At 44.6% G+C, this 20,182-nt stretch carries 17 protein-coding genes and 1 other RNA gene; 3 read left to right on the top strand and 15 right to left on the bottom strand.

Annotated elements, in window-relative coordinates; genetic code table 11:
• Window positions 1-64: 64 nt before the first annotated feature.
• The 7 genes from R0134_RS06835 to R0134_RS06805 form a co-directional block, all read right to left on the bottom strand.
• Window positions 65-688 (bottom strand): DUF2799 domain-containing protein, encoded by a 624-nt coding sequence (locus R0134_RS06835; protein ID WP_319784053.1) that lies wholly within the window; start codon window positions 686-688, stop codon window positions 65-67.
• A gap of 69 nt (window positions 689-757) precedes the next feature.
• Window positions 758-1,408 carry a GntR family transcriptional regulator gene (locus R0134_RS06830; RefSeq protein WP_319784052.1) on the bottom strand — a complete coding sequence of 217 codons (651 nt, stop codon included), beginning with the start codon at window positions 1,406-1,408 and terminating at the stop codon, window positions 758-760.
• Window positions 1,409-1,982: 574 nt separating this feature from the next.
• On the bottom strand, window positions 1,983-2,963 hold the full coding sequence (locus R0134_RS06825) for an asparaginase (protein WP_319784051.1): 981 nt from the start codon (window positions 2,961-2,963) through the stop codon (window positions 1,983-1,985).
• Between the two features lie 9 nt (window positions 2,964-2,972).
• Window positions 2,973-4,253: a TRAP transporter large permease gene (locus R0134_RS06820; RefSeq protein ID WP_319784050.1), complete on the bottom strand. Its 1,281-nt coding sequence runs from the start codon at window positions 4,251-4,253 to the stop codon at window positions 2,973-2,975.
• A 25-nt stretch (window positions 4,254-4,278) separates the two neighbouring features.
• A complete protein-coding gene (locus R0134_RS06815) occupies window positions 4,279-4,779 on the bottom strand; it encodes a TRAP transporter small permease (protein WP_319784049.1) in 501 nt (166 codons plus the stop codon).
• A gap of 51 nt (window positions 4,780-4,830) precedes the next feature.
• Complete coding sequence (locus R0134_RS06810; protein ID WP_319784048.1) at window positions 4,831-5,802, bottom strand: TRAP transporter substrate-binding protein; 972 nt, start codon at window positions 5,800-5,802, stop codon at window positions 4,831-4,833.
• Between the two features lie 576 nt (window positions 5,803-6,378).
• On the bottom strand, window positions 6,379-6,924 hold the full coding sequence (locus R0134_RS06805) for a hypothetical protein (RefSeq protein WP_319784047.1): 546 nt from the start codon (window positions 6,922-6,924) through the stop codon (window positions 6,379-6,381).
• A 1,059-nt stretch (window positions 6,925-7,983) separates the two neighbouring features.
• On the opposite strand from R0134_RS06805, the gene R0134_RS06800 reads away from it, so the two are divergent.
• Window positions 7,984-8,193: a CsbD family protein gene (locus tag R0134_RS06800; protein WP_087038405.1), complete on the top strand. Its 210-nt coding sequence runs from the start codon at window positions 7,984-7,986 to the stop codon at window positions 8,191-8,193.
• Window positions 8,194-9,017: 824 nt separating this feature from the next.
• Here the strand turns inward: R0134_RS06800 and R0134_RS06795 are convergent.
• The 8 genes from R0134_RS06795 to R0134_RS06760 form a co-directional block, all read right to left on the bottom strand.
• Window positions 9,018-9,932, bottom strand: coding sequence for an IS5 family transposase (locus R0134_RS06795; RefSeq protein WP_319784046.1), 915 nt, complete (start codon window positions 9,930-9,932; stop codon window positions 9,018-9,020).
• 118 nt (window positions 9,933-10,050) lie between these two features.
• The gene (locus tag R0134_RS06790) at window positions 10,051-10,530 is read right to left on the bottom strand and encodes a Mov34/MPN/PAD-1 family protein (RefSeq protein ID WP_319784045.1); all 480 of its coding nucleotides are present in this window, start codon (window positions 10,528-10,530) and stop codon (window positions 10,051-10,053) included.
• Window positions 10,517-12,250, bottom strand: coding sequence for a ThiF family adenylyltransferase (locus R0134_RS06785; protein WP_319784044.1), 1,734 nt, complete (start codon window positions 12,248-12,250; stop codon window positions 10,517-10,519). Before R0134_RS06785 ends, R0134_RS06790 begins: the two co-directional genes overlap by 14 nt.
• 2 nt (window positions 12,251-12,252) lie before the next feature.
• Entirely contained in the window at window positions 12,253-13,551 is a 1,299-nt protein-coding gene (locus R0134_RS06780; protein WP_319784043.1) for a CBASS cGAMP synthase, read from the bottom strand.
• A complete protein-coding gene (locus R0134_RS06775; RefSeq protein ID WP_319784042.1) occupies window positions 13,548-14,636 on the bottom strand; it encodes a CBASS cGAMP-activated phospholipase in 1,089 nt (362 codons plus the stop codon). The genes R0134_RS06780 and R0134_RS06775 overlap by 4 nt, the downstream gene beginning before the upstream one ends.
• An 891-nt stretch (window positions 14,637-15,527) precedes the next feature.
• Window positions 15,528-16,496 (bottom strand): IS1595 family transposase, encoded by a 969-nt coding sequence (locus R0134_RS06770; RefSeq protein WP_319781742.1) that lies wholly within the window; start codon window positions 16,494-16,496, stop codon window positions 15,528-15,530.
• A gap of 257 nt (window positions 16,497-16,753) precedes the next feature.
• Window positions 16,754-16,851: signal recognition particle sRNA small type (ffs, locus tag R0134_RS06765), an RNA gene on the bottom strand.
• Window positions 16,852-16,980: 129 nt separating this feature from the next.
• Complete coding sequence (locus R0134_RS06760; RefSeq protein ID WP_319784041.1) at window positions 16,981-18,708, bottom strand: SLC13 family permease; 1,728 nt, start codon at window positions 18,706-18,708, stop codon at window positions 16,981-16,983.
• Window positions 18,709-18,829: 121 nt separating this feature from the next.
• Here R0134_RS06760 and cysD point away from each other — a divergent pair, with 121 nt between their 5' ends.
• Both cysD and R0134_RS06750 read left to right on the top strand, forming a co-directional pair.
• Window positions 18,830-19,729, top strand: coding sequence for a sulfate adenylyltransferase subunit CysD (cysD, locus tag R0134_RS06755; RefSeq protein ID WP_319784040.1), 900 nt, complete (start codon window positions 18,830-18,832; stop codon window positions 19,727-19,729).
• 65 nt (window positions 19,730-19,794) lie between these two features.
• Window positions 19,795-20,154: a four helix bundle protein gene (locus R0134_RS06750; protein WP_319784039.1), complete on the top strand. Its 360-nt coding sequence runs from the start codon at window positions 19,795-19,797 to the stop codon at window positions 20,152-20,154.
• Window positions 20,155-20,182: the final 28 nt, after the last annotated feature.

Below are 20,182 nucleotides of genomic sequence, written 5' to 3'. Positions count from 1 at the left end.
TATTGTAGACAATCTAGCCCTCACGCTCAAGAACTGCAACAGCGCCCACAGGCGCCCTACTGATTCAGTAACCCACATTTCGTTCTAGGTTGCTGTCTACGTCCCTCTCTAAGTTTCGCTCAAGATAGCGCTGCTCATCACGGGCGCGTTGCAGTTCCCAGTCCAGACCTCGGATATGATGGCGTAAGTAGCGACGCTGCTCTCGGTCGTCTTCATCTCTTAATAACAGCTCTAACTGATGCGTGTCTTGGCTGAGTGCTTCTATACGCTGCTCTGCCTCATAAAGTTGCTTTCCTTGCTTATAAGAGACTAAAAATTTGTGCTCTAATGCGGCAGGACAAGCATTGCGATAAGGGTGACCTTGGCGCCCTACTGCTAGCCCATTTTCAGACGTACAATAATGTACAATGCCTTGGTCACGACCCTGAAAATAAAGCGTATCCTTGGGTATTACGCCGACTTTGGTGCAAGCTTGGCGATGATCAACAATGCGAGTTAAAGGCTGGCCGCTGCGGCCATCACGAAAACCTTGGTCTAGCCAGTTGGCCGTTAAACACTCTTGCTTGCTCATGCTGGCACAGCCGGTTAATAAAATAACAGCGCCGACCAGCCAAGCACAACGCAATGGTTTATTAATGAATAACACAGTGGATAAAAAGCAGCCCTTATTCTTTATCGCTCCCTGCACCTTGATACTGCTCCTACTTTATACAAACATATCTCAAACTTAAAACTGCACAGTATTAATACAGAAATATTATATTTCAAGCCATCTGAATATTTGTTGGTAATGGTAATCCAGTAGGTCCATTACCTTTTGTTCATCTTCTTCTATTATCGCTAACATTATGGCTATATGCTCATTAAAAGCAGGGACCAAGCGTACTGGGTGTATCGGCTTTGCATTGAACATTATGGTAATTCTATCTCTATTGATCGCATAGAGCCTGTCTATTTCAGCATTATTAATACTAGAGGATAGAAGCTCATGCATCTCCCAATCAAGAGATGTCGCTTCTTTTTGTAACGCTAAACTTATTTCAGAATTAATCGCTTGCTCTATAACAGCTTGATGCCTAACAATAAGTTTTTTTATATACTCTTTATCTGGTGTTCGAGTTAAGACTCTGGCACCTTCTTTATCCCAAATCTGTCTAATAACTAGGCACTCTACAACATGATCACTATCGGCATCTATGATAAGAACCCCTCTTTTAGGGATTGATTTCATTAACCCTAGTGCAGAGGCCTTTTGTACCGCTTCTCGTACTGGAGCTAAAGGAAGGCCAATCAATTCAGACAAGAATGACATGGAGATAAGTTGACCAGCTTTAATGATATTATCGCGCAATAATTCTCGGATGGAATTAAAGGCCTGATCAGCAAGTGAGGTAGGTTTTTCAGTCATAGTGATAAACCATCAAAAACTCGATAAGAATAGGAGCCATCTCAACAGTTGGCCGATACCGAAATAAACTAATCGTATCAGGCTCATTTACCGTTTTAAATCCATTTAAAGAAGTAGCAGCGGTTATTTTCATAATATATTGACAAGCCAAATCATACTTAGCTTTATCTTCACCCTAAACTGTAACATCAGACTTAGGATCATAGCATAATGAAAAACTTTGCCGTACCTTTTTCATGTACTCTGACTCACAAATTGAGAAGCTGATCATCCGTAGTATCAACAATCAAAAAATCTGTACTCAAGGTCAGATTTATCGTGCATCTTTTACACAAATGAGATTATAAAAATATTGAGAGAAGATGCCAAATAACTAAGCAATGAGATGTTTAACTATCAAAAATAGCTCTGCATTAATTTGCTGTTCATGTGCATGGTTAAATAATAAACTTTACATCCGCAGGTTTACTATGATCAGGAACCAGTTAGGGTTCACCTTATTCCCGATCATAGTATTAAAAATATGCACTCCCTAAAATTAACGTTCTAATTTTACAGTGATCACTTAGTCTTATTAGCGACTTATTTCCATGGTTAATAGTGATTGCTCCACATCTTCTGATGCTAGCGCTAACATTAATCTTATCCGTGCTTTTCGAGCTGACATGTCTGATACAGGGATCACGCCTAAATCGAGTAAGTCTTTGAGGCAACCATCAAAATCATAGGTTGGCTCTAAAGAGCCCATTAATGATCCTGTTACCACAACAAACTTTATTCCCTCTTTAACAAGCTTCTCAACTACCGGGATCCAGCTAGGAGGTACGTGACCTTTACCTATACCCTCTAAAATTATTCCGCTAGCTCCAGACTCAGCTGAGCTGATCAGCTGCTGAGGACTGGCTTCTAGGCAACCAACTATAATATCGACCCTCGGTAATGCGGTTACGGGTGTAAACGGCTTCGGTAATTCAGGGCGTTGTAATAAGTGCACATTATTTTCACTCACGTAGCCTAAATGACCAAAGCCAGGACTATCAAAGCCATTCACCTGAAAACTATTCACCTTTCTAATATGATTAGCGCTGTATATGGAGTCATTAAATACAACCAACACACCTAGCTTTTTTAACTTTTCTGATGAGGCAGCGATAATAGCTGCCATTAAGTTCTTATAGGCATCCGTTCCTTCTAATTGTGGTGCTCTTTGTGAGCCGGTAATGACCACAACCGTATCTAAAGGTGGCAAACTCGCTTGTAGAAAAAAAGCCGTATCTTCTAGAGTATCTGTACCATGTGTGATCACTATACCTGTATGCTTCTTATCTTTATCTATCGCTATTATTTTTTCTCTTAACGACAATATATCATTAAAGGTCAAAGCATTACTTGGCTTTTGAAACACAGATTCCGTATGCACATTGATAGTGCTTGGCAAACATAGCTTACCGACTAAGTCTTGCCCTGTTAACTCGCCAGATTTACTTCTGTTGTCCTCAGATTGGGTACTCGCTATCGTTCCACCTGTTGAGAGTAACTTTATATTATTCGTCATAAATCACCTTTAAAACCATTGTGTAAATACAAGTAGACTAGGTACAAAAACAAACAGTAACAGCATGGCGATATAGACAAACAAGTAAGGTAAAACGGCTATGGAGACTGTTTCAACTTTTTGTTTCGCTATATTAGCGGCTATAAATAAATTTAGTCCTACCGGGGGCGTAAACTGACCTACCGCTAACGCGATAATTGCAAATACACCAAAGTATAACGGATCTATATTAACCGCAGCTGTGATACTCATCAGTGTCGGCACTAGCAGCACAAGTGCTGATACGTTGTCTAAAAAGGTACCCACGACCAATAACAAACACAGCATAAGTAACATTACATAAGCAGGGTTATCCGTCACGCCTACTATCCACATTGCAAATTGTTGTGGCACTCTTTCAGCAGTAATAACGTAAGCCAGTGCATTAGCACAAGCCATTAAGAACATAATAACAGCCGTATTAGTTACTGTGCTTTTAAATGCTTTGAACAAGCCTTTCCAAGATAAGGTGCGATAAACAAACACACCTAATAACAGACCATACAAACATGCAACTGCAGCAGATTCAGTTGCTGTAAAGACCCCAGAGTAAATACCTACCACAATAATTACTGGCATTAACAAAGCCAATAAACTGCTGCGTATAATTTCTTTAGCTTTCCCTTTGTCTTCAACCACTTCCTGTACGGTATTGTTTTTACGATGCTTACGCTTAGCTAAGAAGTAGTTTAAGCTCATCAATGCACAAGTAAGCATGATGCCAGGCAGTATGCCATTAATAAACAACTGACCAATGGAGACGCCTGATATTACTCCATAAATAACCATGGTTAAGCTTGGGGGTATTATTAAACCTAACGCCCCTGATGCAGCTACCGTTGCGGCCGCATCTTCTGGCCGATAACCACGTTTGACCATTGATGGGATCATTACTGAGCCAACCGCCGCTGTAGTAGCGGGGGCCGAGCCAGAAATAGAACCAAAAAAAGCAGATGAAGTGGTCGCTACGTTTGCAAGCCCTCCGGGATAGCGCCCAAGCATCAAGTTTGCTAATGCGACTAATCGTTCTGAAATTTTAGCTTCAGACATTAAGCTTCCCGCAAGTAAAAACAACGGTATAGCTAAAAATGAAAAGTTATTCATTCCTTGGAATACTTTTTGAGCGATAACTAGCAGCGGTACATGACTTGCCAACGCAACCGCCAGCATTGAAGAAGCACCCAATGCAATTGCAACCGGAACCCCAATTAACAAAAACCCTAACAGACTCAAGCCTAGTATTGTTAGCATATAAATACCCTTATTTTATATATATTTACTTTTCTATATTAATTTCAGACAAGGCTTCATCTTCTGTTCTATGTAACTTCGGATTAAACAATTGAGGTATCAAATAAAAGGCAGATAAAGCAGTGCCAACAGTAACGAAAAGGATAATATATCCCAGAGGTATGCCTGAGGTCGGTGAAACTTGCATCATGGCTCTTTTAGATAACAACCAACTTTGATAGGACAAGGTTCCTAAGAATATAATTGTTATCAAATTAGCGATGATTGTTATTACTTTTTGAACTTTAACAGGAAACAGCTCTACGAAAAATGAAATTGATATATGATCGCCGCGCTTGAATGCGATTGCCGCACCCAGCATAACCACAATCATGGTACAAAACACGGATATTTCTTGCGTCCAACCGATAGGATCATTTAATGCATAGCGGTAAAAAACCTGTAGTAACACTAAAAACATAACTAAAGCAATGGCGAGTATAGTCACCCATTCAAAAAAAATATCTACAACGTTGCGCTTTGACATAATAAGCTTCCATGTAAAAGTAAGGCTGCACAACGAGCAGCCTTAGTAAATTTAATTACCGAGTAACGCTTCAACTTTACTGATTAGACCAGGCGTAACTTTACTTTCTGTTTTGTCATATACACTTTGCACACTCATTCTAAAAGGAGCGGTATCAACTTCATTAATTTTCATGCCTTTCTCTTCAAGCTCTTTCCACTGCTTAGCTTCAAGTTCTTCTACGAGTGTTACGTGTTTTTGGCCAAAACTACGGGCGACTTCAACAAGTGTATTTCTGTGTTCTTCAGGTATTCTCTCTAACAGACCTTTATTGATAAGCAATGGAGAGCCCATATGAATATGCCCAGTTTTAGAAGCATAATCTTGTACTTCATTAAAATTTTGCGTAACGATATGCGCAACCGGGTTCTCTTGACCATCTACAGTTTTTAATTGCAGTGCCGAATAAAGCTCACCAAAAGATAGGACAGTAGGACCCGCACCTAATGCTTTAAAGGTATCAACATAGATCTCACCTTCTGGAACTCGGATCTTAAGACCTTTTAAATCTTCAGGCTTTTCAATTGGCTTTTTAGAGTTTGTTACATGACGGATGCCATTTTCCCACCAACCAAGAACCACTGCACCCTGAGTTTCTACTTGGCTTTCTAGATGCTTCCCTACTTCACTATTAACAACCTTGAGGTAATCAGAGCCTGAATTAAGTAGAAATGGCAGATTCAAAACCGCCATATCAGGGAACCAGTTAGAAAGCACTGTATCTGAAGACAGCACCATATCGTGTGTTCCGATCATCACACCTTCGGTTGACTCCAATTGATTCCCTAATTGATCTGATGGATATACAACTACGGTGAGCTCTCCATTCGTTTTATCATTCACTTCTTTTGCGAACTCTTCACTTATCGTTTGATAATGATGCGTCGGCGCTCCGGTATGTCCTAGGCGCAACTCTAAAGAGTGAGCAGACACTGAAACAGCAAGGGCAGAGATTGTAAAAATAGCTTTATTGATGTGCTTCATATGACCATTCCTTGTTAAATTCGAGTGTTAAATTCGGAGTAACTAAACACCACACAATCAAACATGCCAACTAACATGTTAGGTAACATTTATAGAGAAACGGCCTAACCATGTCAACGGCTTGTTAGCTAAGTGTTTGTCTTGATGGTGAGAAGTGTGACTTGGGTAGCATTTATTCCAGCAACTATTACCTCCGATTAGGAACGTGCTAGCTAACCCTTTCCGAAGCAAATACCGTCATTTCTAGGCCGAAGACACAGCCATAGCCCTACAACTCTGCCTGCAGAGCATCACGGACGCTTAGTTACTTAGATAATTTAGGCAGCTACATAGGTAGCTCGTTTCATAAGGATCAGGGGCAGGATTAGGTGCGCCAGCGAGCGCCTCATCTATTCTGGCAAACCTGTTATCAATGGTGACGGCAAGAGGTTACTAAATGGTTAACACTAAAGTGTTATTCAAGCTGTACTGCACGGTAAGAACATCCAACTACAGCTACCTTAACCAAAAAAAACGCTGCTTATTTCATAAGCAGCGTTTAATCAAGATTCTCGTATTTTAGTAAGGTTTAACTTATCAGTATCTTGATCTACCGCCAAGGGTCGCTGCGTAGCTGGCGACAAAGGCTCCCAATAACAGAGAAGCAAAGGCCCACAGTGAAAATATTGCAGCGGCTTTTCGTGCTTCATCGGCCGCTTCACGCACTTGAGCTTCTAGCTCTGCTGCCGCTTGTTTAGCATTTTCTGTTACTTGCTGTAAGCGCTCTCTGGCCTCCATTTCACTGATGCCAGCACGCTGTGCAATAACACCCACTACGTAGTTTTCATCATCCGTTGTCATCTCGCCTTGCGCAAAGCTACGGGTCAAGATGGTAGTGATTTCTTTACGGTTATCGTTTTGACTGTAAGACAACGCGGGCTCTTTAGGTCGTAACAAAGTGTCGGTAAAATAGTCTAAAGATAACATGTCATCATTGTTATTCGCCGCCGCTCCCGCTACTGCAGTGGCGGCGCCTGCGCCTGCCCCCGCTAATGTGGCACCCGTTTGTGCGGTACCAGAAACGAGAGAAGCGGCAGCGGAGCTTAATAACACAAAGCCCACCACCGAGCTTAGTGCCCACATCGTGAATCCATGCGCCGTATCTCTAAAATAAACCTCATCACCTATCACATTGGTCCACTTCGTTCTTAAGCGCCCTGTCACATAGCCGGCAACGCCGTAAGCGATAACTTGCGTAACAAGCAGCCAGATAATGGTGCTTATGGCGAGAGCACTGCCTGATGCCCCATCGTTTTTCCAAGGTGATATGGATAAGAGACCTAAACCTGTACCTCCAGTGACGAGTGTTATGGTTAACGCTGCCCCAATCAGAGTCCCGGCTATAATTGCACCCCAAGATACTGCCGAGCGCGGTGACTCCCCAATCAGATGAGGCTGTAAAGTGTTGTCTGATACAAGTTCGCTTTTAAGCATGGCAAGCTCCGTTGTTAGTTTGTTTTTTAGGCATCAGGATGTTAGGTACACATCCCACTTAATTCAGAAATATCGCTAAAAGAATAATGATGGGGATCGGAATTCCGATTAACCAGAGAAGAATTGAGCGCATGGTAGTCTCCTTTTTAACATAAGATAATTCTTATCAAAGAAATTAACCTCTTGCTAATATTTCCTATTACCTAAGGTGTAAATGAGTACCTGTATGTCTTCTCCTCCCTAACAATGATCAGCCATATACTAAAATAATTTAAGTTTAGACTCACCTCACGAACGCGTACATTTTATTCTGCATGACCTAATCATCATTGATTCTAATGTAGAAATCCGAGTCAGCTCGCACCTCTAAAACTGACTACAGCCCTAAAACAGCGCATCGTTTATCTGTATTCAAGTAGAAGAAAGGATGAAATTCAAGAACAGCGCTGACCGCCGCGACGGGAGTTGCCTGCATCACTGAGGAAGTGACGAAAAAACGTTGAGCGAGCAACATCTAGCCTATGGCATAACCATTGGAGAGGGTTTGAGTTTTTAGTAGTGCGCAAGGAATGCGCTTGGATGTGGGTTCCGGATGCGGGTCTGCAGCCACCTTGATGAAGAGATTTAATACGGCAATGTTTTTCCCAGAAACATAACTATACTTTTATCTGTGCTACGGCACTCACTCCCCTTTCAGAGGATCTTGTTATGAACGAAGACATCGCTAAAGGCAACTGGAAGCAGTTTAAAGGAAAAGTGAAAGAGCAATGGGGAAAACTAACCGATGATGACATTGATGTCATTGACGGAAAACGCGAACAGCTGGTAGGCAAAGTACAAGAGCGTGTTGGCATTGCTCAAGATGAAGCTGAAAAGCAAGTTTCCGACTGGGAAAAGACCCATAAATATAAGTGGTAGCTCGCCCCTGTAAAACTAAAAGGCCCTACTGGGCCTTTTTAGAGACTCATTTTAAGTTAGTTATTTAATCGATAAGTTTGCTGTCGCTATAAAAACAGTATGACGCTGCTCATATCATAGGTTGCAACTTACGATTTACAAACAAGCGGAGTAACAAATATGGCTAATGTCAGTGCCGATGGCACCTATCAGTGCGCAGCTGAAGGATGCAACTGCAAAGTTGCCGATGATGAAACCCATTTCAAAACAGCAACCGGCATATTTTGTTGTCAAGAGTGCTCCGAAGGCAAAGGCTGCAGTCATGCTGGATGTGACTGTGCTGCGAGCTGATAGTCTGCAGTAAACAGGGAGAAGTGTTGAGATTTTAGCACTGCTCCCGTTATCGCGAGTGAGCGCATGTATATTAGAAGAGTGGTGCTGGTCGGGATAACATATCAAGATTTTTATAGAACGAGCGTTAGGGTATAGCTTGAGTTGCTATCGCTTGCATAAACTAGGGATGCTTTTTAAAAAGATGGTAACTAATTGATATTGCAGAGCTTTTCCCAGGCAGAGCCGAAAAATGTCGCTTTCACCATAAGTTGACATAAAGTAGATCCAAAAATTAGTAAGTTACAGAGGACTTTTCAGCATAAAGTGACATAGAATTACAGCATAAGCTGACATAATGTATCAGTATAAAGTTAACTTTTGCCAATCTGTACAGATAGTATTCTATTACAGGAGCACCAAATTGGCTCTGCAGGTCCACTAGAGTTGGCACTGAAACGGCGTTGTTTCCTAAATCAGAGTAAAGGTAACTACTCTCCCAAGGCTTCGCTGCTTTAACTGAGGGGCTGACGAACAGGCATACCTAGCCCGATGACTTTGTTCATTACCTTGACTCCGGCCAAGACCTCACCGACTTGGCCGTTGTATTTACGTAGGCTCAGGGTCGGGCTCAGTAGCTGTTTGTATCGAGACATCGCTGTCTCTGATAATGAACGTTGATGGTAGCCTGATGCCGCTTTCCACTCCGCCAGTTGACCTGATTTCAGCGCAGCAACGGCATCATTTCTTGGATGACCATCCTCCCAGTAACCGGCATTTTTACGCGGTGGAATGGTGGCAATGCTGCCTTTTCTGAGCAGAAATCGATGGCAATTACGCGTGTCATAAGCACCATCGGCAGACACTTGATGTAAACGGCGACGCAGTGGATTGAGTAAGGTGGGCAGTACTTCGCTATCAGCCACACTTTCCAGACTCACTTCGGCGGCAATGATTTCGTGAGTATGCGCATCGACCGCGAGGTGTAACTTACGCCAGATACGGCGTTGACTCTTGCCATGCTTGCGCTGTTTCCATTCGCCTTCACCACAGACTTTGAGGCCAGTCGAGTCGATGACCAGATGCGTGACGGCCCCTTTGCTCGGTAAGCGATAGTGTATCTCCACGGTTTGCGCTCGCTTGCAAAGACAGCTGTATCCTGGCGAGGTGAGCGGGACATCCATCAACTGAAAAATGGAATTGATAAAGCCTTCTAGTGCTCGAAACGGCAAGCCAAAGAAGGTTTTGAGCATTAACGCAGTTTCGATAGCGCTGTCGCTGTAGTGGAAACTGCGGCCTCGACGGCCATGATGTTCGCTATACCACTGCTGGATGGCCTGTTCATCCACCCAAAAAGTGAGTGAGCCACGATTAATTAAGGCCCGATTGTACTGCCGCCAATTGCTGATGTTGTGTCGCGCCTTACCCATCTGTCTGCTCCTGAGTCCGTCTCTTGAGAGATCGGATCACGGGAGAGTCAGATAGTTCCCTTATTTAGGAAACAACGCCCACTAAAACTAAATCATTTTTTAGATACCACTCCTTCCCTTAAAGTGATTCGCTCTTCAATGCTTCACAGCAGCCATTTTCACAGTAGCCCCACCAGTCAGTATTCTGACCAATGATAGCTACAATGGAGGGTCTGGTATGAGATAAGCCCTTGTGCCAACTTGAAAGGTCTGTGGCAGAAGGCAAAGGATTAGATTCAGGATGGGTGTGCCACTCACCTAAATAGGTAAGATAGCCTCCTGATGTTCGCCAAAGTTGGTCAACCATGGTTTGGTGATGTTGCTTCTTACGAACGAAGCCAAAGCGCGATGCTCGGTCGTAGGGACCTGGTTCAGAAACATGAGTTATTATAATGTGAGGTGACCGCACCTCTCCAACAAACACTCCTCCTTGTTCAGACTGTCTATGGTGTAATTGCCGGTATTTATGTAAGGTTTGGAGTACGGCAGTCTCAACGACAATTAATCCACCGGCTGGATTGCTCAAGATCAATTCTGCCTTGGCGTCAGGTACAAACACGACATTCTCCAAATTTACTAAGCCTTCGGCGCTTATGATGTATGGCATTACCTGTCGAGTGCTGAGCATAGGTCCAAGGGAGTCTTTCCTGAAGTGTACTCAGTGCTGCCTCTTGAATGAGTGCGGCTGTAATCATGCTGACGCTAGCATCATAGGGGGTAAAAATGCTACCGCACGAAATACGATGGGGAGCGATAGGTCTATCGGTTTCGTTCAGAGTCACGAGGCGCTTAGCGCATTCATAGCAGGCTAGCCCGTTATCGATCATAACAACAGATGCCTGCCCATAAGCATCGTTATAGCCGTGGATAATGAAAGGAGGACGTTGAGTCGAGGCCCGCGCCAAGTAACTGAGCATTTTGCCTGTTGGTGCATGACCAGTAGCGTCAATCACAATATCATAACCACAAATATTACCTTCATTCATTTCTAAACGATATGGTTTGACATCAATCTTTGGGCTGTCCAAACAGTCACGTTTTATTAGGTCGCTTAAAGCCTCGGCTTTGTTCCAGCCGATATAGGTAGCCGGGAGAGCATGCCGACTCAGATTGCTTGGCGACAGAAAATCACCGTCACAGAAAACTAGCCTACCGATATTACCACGCCCTGCACCTGCCTTAATAAGCAACTGAGAGGCAAAGCCACCTACGGTACCGCAGCCAATTATTAAGATTTTCTTGTTCTCAAGATCAATGGAAACAGGCCGGTTACGTCGTTGAAGCTCTTGGTTACTTATCGAGCTGACGTTAAAACGGAAGAATGCAGTCGTTGCGGATTTTGATCTTAGCATCGGGAGTGTAGAACTAAGCTTCTGCTTCTGCTTCTGCTTGTGTTTACTTCCCCCAGAATTGGGGCGTTTTATAGCATGGTGTTTCAAAGCCTTCTTGGTGACTGAGCTAAAGCGGACTTCAAAGCCGATGATGCCTTCGTTCGATATATCGAACAACACCATTTGCCTGTCCTTGGTGAGGTTGGTGAGTATTCCCTTGGCCAACGAGTCATGAGCAGGGAGATCTGCAGATTTTAACCAGTCAAAGACCTCACTAAGAGATTGAGGTGGCCATTTATTTGGTGCTATCTTAGTGTTATTAACTCTGACAATGGTAACATCGCCATCGCTCCCCAAAGCTGGGTCTTCCCCTCGTAGCCTAAACCAGTTATCCCTTTGTGTAACATCGCTAAAGACCACATATTCGTTATCTGTTCGTCCATCAGCCGAAGTTACCGCTTTCAGCAACCTGTATGAGAGTTTTGACCCTAGAAGCCCGCCGGCATCGGCATAGATATAAGCATCTACGGCTCCACTCCAGTAATTCACAAACTCGGTCTGAAACTCTGCTTGTCGTTGATAACCAACGGTTACAGCATTGTCTAATGCTTTCTGGATAAGGCTGTCTAACAAGGAAATCACTGCGGGTGGATATTGAGGATCCCAATCGGCAGTGTCTTGGTTCACTAAGCATAACCTTTGAAAACTACTGATGTGAGGTAGGGCTAAGCCGATCAAGTGTACAGGTCGCTTGATAACGTACGTCTCCGGCAAACAGCTGAGATCCTCTCCTGGCCCTACAACGGCAATATCAAATGCACCGGCCTGTGTCTTGTAAGTCTTGGTATAGACAGTACATTCTTTCGGCAGGGTAATAGGCAAGCCTGTAATGTAGCGGCTCTCGACATATCGAAAGCCGCTGCGTAGTAACAAATTATGGATAGACACAGTCAAGCACTCGTCATTGAATCATTCATTTGAATTTCCCGTTGCAGCTGCCGTGGTTTTTGGTATGCCGGCATAGAAACCCAAGGCTTAATAAGATCCTCACTCACAACGCTGTCACCGAAAAGTCCGTTTAGAATTTTCAGTACTTCACTCTTTGTAGAAGCCCTTTTAAGAGCTCGATCGAAATCTTTATGCAGGTTATCTGCTGTCGCGATAATGTTCTGAACAGTGTCTTTATCCATGTTCTCTTTAGGAAACAGCAAGCGCCCCTGATCGGAGGTGTCAGGACTCGCGATTCCTTCCTTCAACTTAGTGGCCAACTGTTCTGTAACCGTCAACAAAAACTCCCCATGATCTTCTGTGTCCGGCATGGCCGTATTATCAAAGATGTCAACAACACATTTCATAAGAGCAATGGAGGATAACTCAGGGGATTTCCACTGCACATCTCTCCACGCCTTCAGGTAGCGACAGATCTGCCGCATCGGTTCCTTGTGCCGTTTTACCGCGAGCTTAAACCAATGTGCAACGGTTTCTGGGTCTGATTTCATCCATTTATCGTTCCCTCTGACAGCTAAGTAGACGCTATCATCATCAAGTTCCTGTTTGGCTGACTCTGTGAAAATACTTTCAATCCCAACCACAGAGTCCATTGTTAAACTTTTCGCCACTTCGCGTGTTAAAAATTTCTCTTTTGGAATCGCATACATAGGAACGTCTACGTGCAAATTCATTTCTTCAATGACAATGCGGCCACAAGTAGGCTTCTTCAATGCTTTCCACCCGGAATTTTCTCCTGCCAAAGATGCTAATGATGCATCGACCAGCAGCAAGAGAAGTTCATGGCCGACTAGCGGTTGTTCTTTGAACATTTCCATAGGCATGTATGTGCCGTCATCAATATCCATCTGCTGTGGAGGCGTATGGTATGGCTTATTTAGTGTCTTATACTTATAGCTTCCTTGAACCCAAAACCTTGGCTCTGTATCTAAGAAAGCTCTGCGTGCGTCATCACTCATGTCAAAGAGCAGTGTCACTATTCGCTGGACATCCTCACTGTCAAGGTAGCTCAGGCGGGTTTTCCTAACTTCACTTTCTACGAATTGGATACTCATAGAACTCCGAGAACTACTGCTCAGCGTTTTGACGATCTCTTGTGCTTCTGTAAATACGGCCTTTGTCCGCATTCTGATCATCGTCTTAAACTTCTCGAGAGAGCTATTGTCGGTACGAGTAGGCTCCAACCTTTTCATGAGCCCATCATTGGTATTAGTAAGATATAAATGTGCTGACCATTTCATTCTAACGCTTCCTTACTGTCGGCAGGGTGAATGAAGGCTGGAGCCTCCATACTAAAGAAGGTATCGATAAGAGTTTTGTTACCGGTAGCAGTAGTGGCCACAGAATTTCCCCAAGCGACAAGTGCTTTCAATGACTCTTCGCTAGCATTGTCTAGCGAGATGACTCGTGCCTGTTGATCTGGCACGGTTTCATCTAGCGAGAAATAACAGGGACGCATGCCTTCGCGATTCAGCGCTTTACTAGCCATGAATCCATGCATTTTCTGCGAGGAAGACATCACGGTCTCAATGAGCGCTTTCCCGCCCCCCCACAGGCCAAAATATCCAGGGAACCATCTAGAAATATTATTGGGATTAACACAAAAATCGTTGGAGAGAGTTCCTATATTAAGGATTTTGATATCACTTGGTGTTATGTCCTTAAACTCCTCGTCATCAAGATAGTTCAGCGCTTCATGGTAGGCGACGAATGATGGGTTGTTTGCCAATAAGCCACCATCGGCAAAGTAAGCACTTTGCCACTCAATGTAATGAGGCAAGAAGTAGGTAGGGGCAGCAGATGTAGCCATGGCTACATCTATCAAAGTGAATCGATCATCACGGGTGAACTGGGAGTTATGGCAGGTTTTGATGAACAAAGGACGACCTGTACTCAGATTAACCGTCGGGATGAGTAGCCGTCGCTTTAGCGACCTCACCGTCTTACCGGTTCCAACGATATCAGCTACTGCGTTTTCTAGGTCGTTAGCCTTGTAGAGGGGCTTCAGCAATAATCTACCTAACTGGTATATGCTGCGAGCATAATTAGGTACCCAACTCCGGCGCGGAAAAATATTTGGAGCTGCATTGTGGAACTTGATTTGCAAGTCTCTCGCCTTCTGACCATCAGCCAAAGCAACAGCAATTATCCCTCCAATTGAGACACCGGTGATCATGTCAAAGTAGTTACCGATGGCTAAATCTGGATTATTGTGCCGTTCAGCCAGAACTCGCTCCAATTCCGCTAGAATGGTAACCGAAAATAAACCTCGGACCCCACCACCGTTTAGAGATAATATTTTGAATTGTTTTTTAGAGTCGCCCATAGTGCCTCCACAGAATCGATTACGATATATGGGGACATTCAGTATAATTTCAATGGGATGAAAAAAATATAAAGATGAGCTTCTTAAGAGCATATCGAAAAAAAGCCAGTGAAAAAATTCAAATGCAGCTCGTAATCTCTTCAATGTTCAAGCAATTGAGGATGTGCGGCAAAAGATGCCGTAACCACCGTGACGATGTTTGGTGGCCAAGTAAAACAAATTATGCATATTGTGGTATTAAACAAGACTAACCCACGCACTTGTTAATGAATGCAAAATCAGAAATGGTAGCGACAAACAAGACATTTTCTCGGATTTTTGGCGAGCAGTACTATCCAATTTATCGTTCTGGTTGGCGCGAATCGCGACACGAAGATTAACTCAGAAAGCAGAATCATCATGTTTTTTATCTTAGAGAATTCCTCATTTTAATAGGAAGTTGCGTCATGTCATCCACAGAATGCACGTACACACAAACCAGAAAAATACACTGAGTAACGCATTGTTTCTAGCAGATATAATTTTTAAGTTGTGATGTTGCAGTGTAGATATACTACAGTACATCAAGTGATAGAATATTTTACTTCATAAAAAAGCCCCTAAAGAATCCAATTCAAACTGGACTCTTTAGGGGCGACTGCCTTTTTCGGCAGAGTTTTACTTCTTGTTTTGGTTGTTCTCTTCCTGACCTAATCTCAACTGCCTATTCGGCAGTACACGTTATGACTCGGGTACTCCACTTTCCGGTTAATTTCTCAGCTGCCTATCCGGCAGTACACGGGTTTTCAGTGCCAGTATTGACCGATACTAATTTCTCAGCTGCCTATCCGGCAGTACACTTAACGCCTACTTTCTATCAGGCACTCTTCGTTTTCTCAGCTGCCTATCCGGCTATGTTCGCTTTAGTTGTTGAAAACGCGGCTGAACCGCACATTGCCATATAAAATCAATAGGTTGAGCATCAGCTTTCCTAGTATGCTCAAACCACCTGAACCAACCAAGGTAACGATGAAGGTACTTGGTGGCGACACCATGAAAACGCATTATCCATTGCTTTAGTCGACTGTGATAAGCATTCACACCCTGGATATGGAATATCTCTTCACGTACCCGCTGACCGACACTGCTGTTAACCGGCTTGTGAAGCAAGTGATGTTTGGCTGCCAACGCCTCGTAGTTAAGATGGCCATCGCTACAGAGCACAGCGCCAGACCGTAATCGCGGCAGCAGGCAGCGTTCCAGCTTTCTGAGCGTAAAGCGTTTCATTACAAAGTCGGCTTCGTTGTGGTTGCGGTCGCGCAGTACCATCACTTTGACCCACTTAATGTTTTTCTTATCGCTACCACGGCGGCGAGGTTTTCTCTTACTGAGATCCCGCTTGCCTTTGAAGGATTCACGTATAAACGTTTCATCGGCTTCGACGATACCGCCCAGCTCAGAAGACTTAGTATAATCAACCAGTTGCAGAAAGCGGTGTCGCCACCTGAATGATGTACCTAAGTTTATCTGACACTTTTTGGCGGCTTTGCGAAGTGTTGTGGATTCCATCATCTGCTCCGCATATTCCAACCACCGCTCAGCCATTCGAAGCCCAGCAAGTGGCGTGCCGGTCAGAGAGGTAAATGTCTTCTTGCAAGCCCGGCAGCGGTAACGCTGTCTACCATTCATGCTTCCCCACTTATAGGGAGCATCATCGCGGCAATGAGGGCATGTTGGGTGTGAAGCAGTGAGTTCTTCTAGTCGAGCAATGAGCTCGGGAAACGAGTCTGGTTGCTGAAGCAGTATCAGCAGTTCATGCCGCTGCCGAGGCTGGAGTTCAGTCAGTTGGCGTTTAAGTTTGGCGAAACCTGTACTTTTCATCTTTTTGCCTCCCACGAGGTGACTGATTCAAGTATAGCTTTCAACGATTAACTCAAACATAGCCGCTTGCGAAGCGAAAAAGATTTTTGACTCGTGAGTGCTTCAATCGACGCCGATACATAAAAACCACCTTGGATGTAGTTTTGTTACTACAAAGGTAGGCTATGTCAGCTTATGATGCAATTTATGTCAGATATTACTGAAGATATGTCAACTTATGGTGAAAGCGACAAAAAAAACTAAATTTGGGTGGTGACGCCCGCCAGCCACATCCCGGCACTCGGAGGTTCCTGCTTTGGTTGCTCCCTTCCGGGCCTGGCCTAGTAAACAAGATTCTGATGCGAGAGGACCAACGGGGTCACCATAGAAAAGCCAGTTTACCAAAGCTGGGCCTGATTGCAATGCCCTGTAAACTGATTGCGGCTTTATTAATCAACCAGCAAATAATGAGACCAAATACCGGTCTCATGGGCACATTTAAGCATTAGAACGGGAATACCATGGGCACCAGCGTAAGCACACTCGCTGAGTACAAGATGCTCACCGGCAAGCCGACTTTAAAGTAATCTACCATACGGTAACGCCCAGGTGAATACACCATCAAGTGTGTTTGATAACCAATCGGAATAATAAAACAGGCGCTGGCACCAAAGGCCACCGCCATAATAAAGGGCATGGGATCGGCACCAAAGGCGGTTGCGGTGGATAAGCCGATAGGAAACACCAAGGCCGCCGCCGCATTATTGGTCACCACTTCCGTTAAAATAAGGGTGATAAAAAACACGCCAATAAAAGCACCGTACACTCCATAGCCACTGCACACACTGCGCACCGCATCGGCCACCAATTGCGCTCCGCCTGAACTTTCTAATGCCTTGGCCACGGTGAGCGCCGAGCCAATAATCAGCCACAATTCAAACGGAAAGCGCCGGCGTAACTCGCTGAGCGTCAGCACTTTAGTCACCAGTAATAGCGCCAGCAGCATCAGCAGGCCATTTAGTAACGGCACTAGATTGAAGGCTGATAATGCAATCACAGCGCCAAAACCAATAAAAGCCAATAAGCTTTGTTGGATGGCGAGCTTAGGTCTTTGTAAGCTGCCACTGAGGATGTGAAAGTTACGGTCTATGTTGCGCTGTTCTTTAAAATCAGGGCCCACGGCTAATAATAAGCTATCACCCACGCGCAGCGGTATGTGACCCAATTGACCGGTTAAGCGGCGCTTACCACGACGAATGCCCACCACACCGGCATTAAACAAGGTTCTAAAGTCCACTTCCCGCAAGGTCCGTTTTGGCAACTCCGACTCATGGCTTATTACCACTTCCACTAAGTTTGATGCCAGTAAACGGTCGGCTTGAGTACCAAACAGTTGCAGACCGGAAAATCGCTGCAGCGTTTGTACCTTTTCTACTTCACCGGTAAACACCAGCACATCATTCTCTTCAATCACTTCTTCTGGGGTGACAGGGCTTAATAAGCGGTCGTGACGCACGATTTCCAGCAAGAACAAGCCATCCAAGTTACGCAGTTGGTTATCTTCAATACTATTGCCAATCAATGACGAGCCTGCCATCACCTGTGCTTCTAGAAAGTAAGACTGCGCTATCTCTTGATCCAGCACCCGGTTCTTCGGTAATAAACGCGCGCTAAACATCAACCCAACAATACAAATTAGCGCCACCGGCAGTCCGACTAACGTAAACTGGAACATGCCCAATGGCGGCAATCCAGCGTTGATCACAAAGGAATTCACTACCAAATTAGTGGAGGTGCCCACCAAAGTAGTAATGCCGCCAAGAATAGACGCATAAGAGAGCGGGATCAGTAAGCGTGAAGCAGGGATATAGCGCTGGCGAGAGATCACGCCCAGCAAAGAGCCCACCACTGCGGTGTTATTTAAAAACGCCGACATAAAAGCGGTCACACCCATTAAGCGCAGGCTGGCCATGGACTCGCGGCCTTTTAATAAGGCATCAGAAAGTCGGTCTAGCAGCGGCGAGCGCTCCAGCGCCAAAGACACCAGCATCAATACCACTAAGGTCATGAGTGCGGAATTCGAGAAACTATTAAGCAAGGCTTGCTGCTCGGTAATGCCGAGCAGTACGAAACCGACCGCCCACGATGTAAACAAGACTGCAGGCGCCACGCGACCTTGGATCAGCAAAGCCAACAGCACGCCAATCGATGCTAATACCCAATATGCTGTCATATATAACCACTCGCTCTTTAGCAGGGCTATCATTGTACCTATATATCAAATAAACTTGATACATAGATCATCTATAACATTTGGTTATTAGCATAATCCATAATTGAGAGCGGAATCACTAATGAATCTAACGCACCTACAACGGCTTGAAGCCGAAAGTATTCACATTATGCGGGAAGTGGTGGCTGAGGCCGACAATCCTGTAATGTTGTATTCCATCGGCAAAGACAGCGCCGTTATGCTGCACTTGGCGATGAAAGCCTTTTATCCTTCTTTGCCGCCTTTTCCTTTGCTACATGTGGATACGCGCTGGAAGTTTCGCGAAATGTATACCTTTCGTGACCAAATGGTAGAGAAGCTCGGCCTTGAGTTGCTGACGCACATCAACCCAGAAGCGATTGAGAAAGACATTAACCCTTTCACCCACGGCTCGGCTATCCATACGGATATCACCAAAACCGAAGGCTTAAAGCAGGCGTTAGATCAGTATGGTTTTGATGCCGCCTTTGGTGGTGCACGCCGTGATGAAGAAAAATCTCGTGCTAAAGAGCGTATTTTCTCATTCCGTACCGAGCAACATCGTTGGGATCCGAAAAATCAGCGCCCTGAATTGTGGAAGCTCTATAACGCGCGTAAGCACAAAGGTGAGTCGATTCGCGTATTCCCAATTTCAAACTGGACCGAGCTGGACATCTGGCAGTACATCCATTTAGAAAACATTCCGATTGTGCCTTTGTACCTTGCGGCCCCCCGCCCGGTAGTAGAGCGCGACGGTACCTTGATCATGGTTGATGACGAGCGCATGCCGTTAAAAGAAGGCGAAGTGCCCATGATCAAGAATGTGCGCTTTAGAACCCTAGGCTGTTATCCGTTAACGGGAGCTGTGGAGTCAGAAGCCACCACCTTGCCGGAAATTATTCAAGAAATGCTACTGACTAAAACCTCAGAGCGCCAAGGCCGCATGATAGATCACGACTCTGCTGCGTCCATGGAGAAGAAAAAACAAGAAGGTTATTTCTAAACACGAAATAACCCGCTGTAAGCCCTACGCTTTACGCTATACGTAAAGCAGTTCGGGAGAACAGTATGAATTTTGAGAAGTTACGAGTATGGAAGCTTTCTGCGCGATTATCGGCAGAGCTATATAAGGGATTAAGAGAATTGAAGGACTTTGGTTTTCATAGCCAAATAACCCGTTCTGGACTCTCCATACCCAGTAATATTGCGGAAGGGATGTCTCGCTTCTCATATAAAGACAAACGCCATTTTCTGGTAATAGCTCGTGGCTCATGCGCCGAATTGCGCACCCAAATTTATATAGGTATAGATGTTGGGTACATCAACGAGCTATCAGGCCGGCAATGGTTACAAGAAACTCGTGATATTTCGGCCATGTTACACGGTCTAATTACGAGTTTAGACAATGAACAGAGCACCGACAGTTAGCTTTTAAAACGGTCGGCTTACGGCGTAC

Source organism: Oceanisphaera sp. IT1-181, assembly GCF_033807535.1.
GTDB lineage: Bacteria > Pseudomonadota > Gammaproteobacteria > Enterobacterales > Aeromonadaceae > Oceanimonas.
The sequence above is the reverse complement of the archived record's forward strand: the minus strand, read 5'-3'. Positions and strand labels throughout refer to the sequence as shown.

Bases quoted from the DNA above. Each gene is read 5' to 3' on its own strand.
- R0134_RS06830 (WP_319784052.1), bottom strand. From the start codon at position 1,408: ATGACTGAAAAACCTACCTCACTTGCTGATCAGGCCTTTAATTCCATC.
- R0134_RS06825 (WP_319784051.1), bottom strand. From the start codon at position 2,963: ATGACGAATAATATAAAGTTACTCTCAACAGGTGGAACGATAGCGAGT.
- R0134_RS06820 (WP_319784050.1), bottom strand. From the start codon at position 4,253: ATGCTAACAATACTAGGCTTGAGTCTGTTAGGGTTTTTGTTAATTGGG.
- R0134_RS06815 (WP_319784049.1), bottom strand. From the start codon at position 4,779: ATGTCAAAGCGCAACGTTGTAGATATTTTTTTTGAATGGGTGACTATA.
- R0134_RS06810 (WP_319784048.1), bottom strand. From the start codon at position 5,802: ATGAAGCACATCAATAAAGCTATTTTTACAATCTCTGCCCTTGCTGTT.
- R0134_RS06805 (WP_319784047.1), bottom strand. From the start codon at position 6,924: ATGTGGGCACTAAGCTCGGTGGTGGGCTTTGTGTTATTAAGCTCCGCT.
- R0134_RS06800 (WP_087038405.1), top strand. From the start codon at position 7,984: ATGAACGAAGACATCGCTAAAGGCAACTGGAAGCAGTTTAAAGGAAAA.
- R0134_RS06795 (WP_319784046.1), bottom strand. From the start codon at position 9,932: ATGGGTAAGGCGCGACACAACATCAGCAATTGGCGGCAGTACAATCGG.
- R0134_RS06780 (WP_319784043.1), bottom strand. From the start codon at position 13,551: ATGAAATGGTCAGCACATTTATATCTTACTAATACCAATGATGGGCTC.
- R0134_RS06775 (WP_319784042.1), bottom strand. From the start codon at position 14,636: ATGGGCGACTCTAAAAAACAATTCAAAATATTATCTCTAAACGGTGGT.
- R0134_RS06770 (WP_319781742.1), bottom strand. From the start codon at position 16,496: ATGAAAAGTACAGGTTTCGCCAAACTTAAACGCCAACTGACTGAACTC.
- R0134_RS06760 (WP_319784041.1), bottom strand. From the start codon at position 18,708: ATGACAGCATATTGGGTATTAGCATCGATTGGCGTGCTGTTGGCTTTG.
- cysD (WP_319784040.1), top strand. From the start codon at position 18,830: ATGAATCTAACGCACCTACAACGGCTTGAAGCCGAAAGTATTCACATT.
- R0134_RS06750 (WP_319784039.1), top strand. From the start codon at position 19,795: ATGAATTTTGAGAAGTTACGAGTATGGAAGCTTTCTGCGCGATTATCG.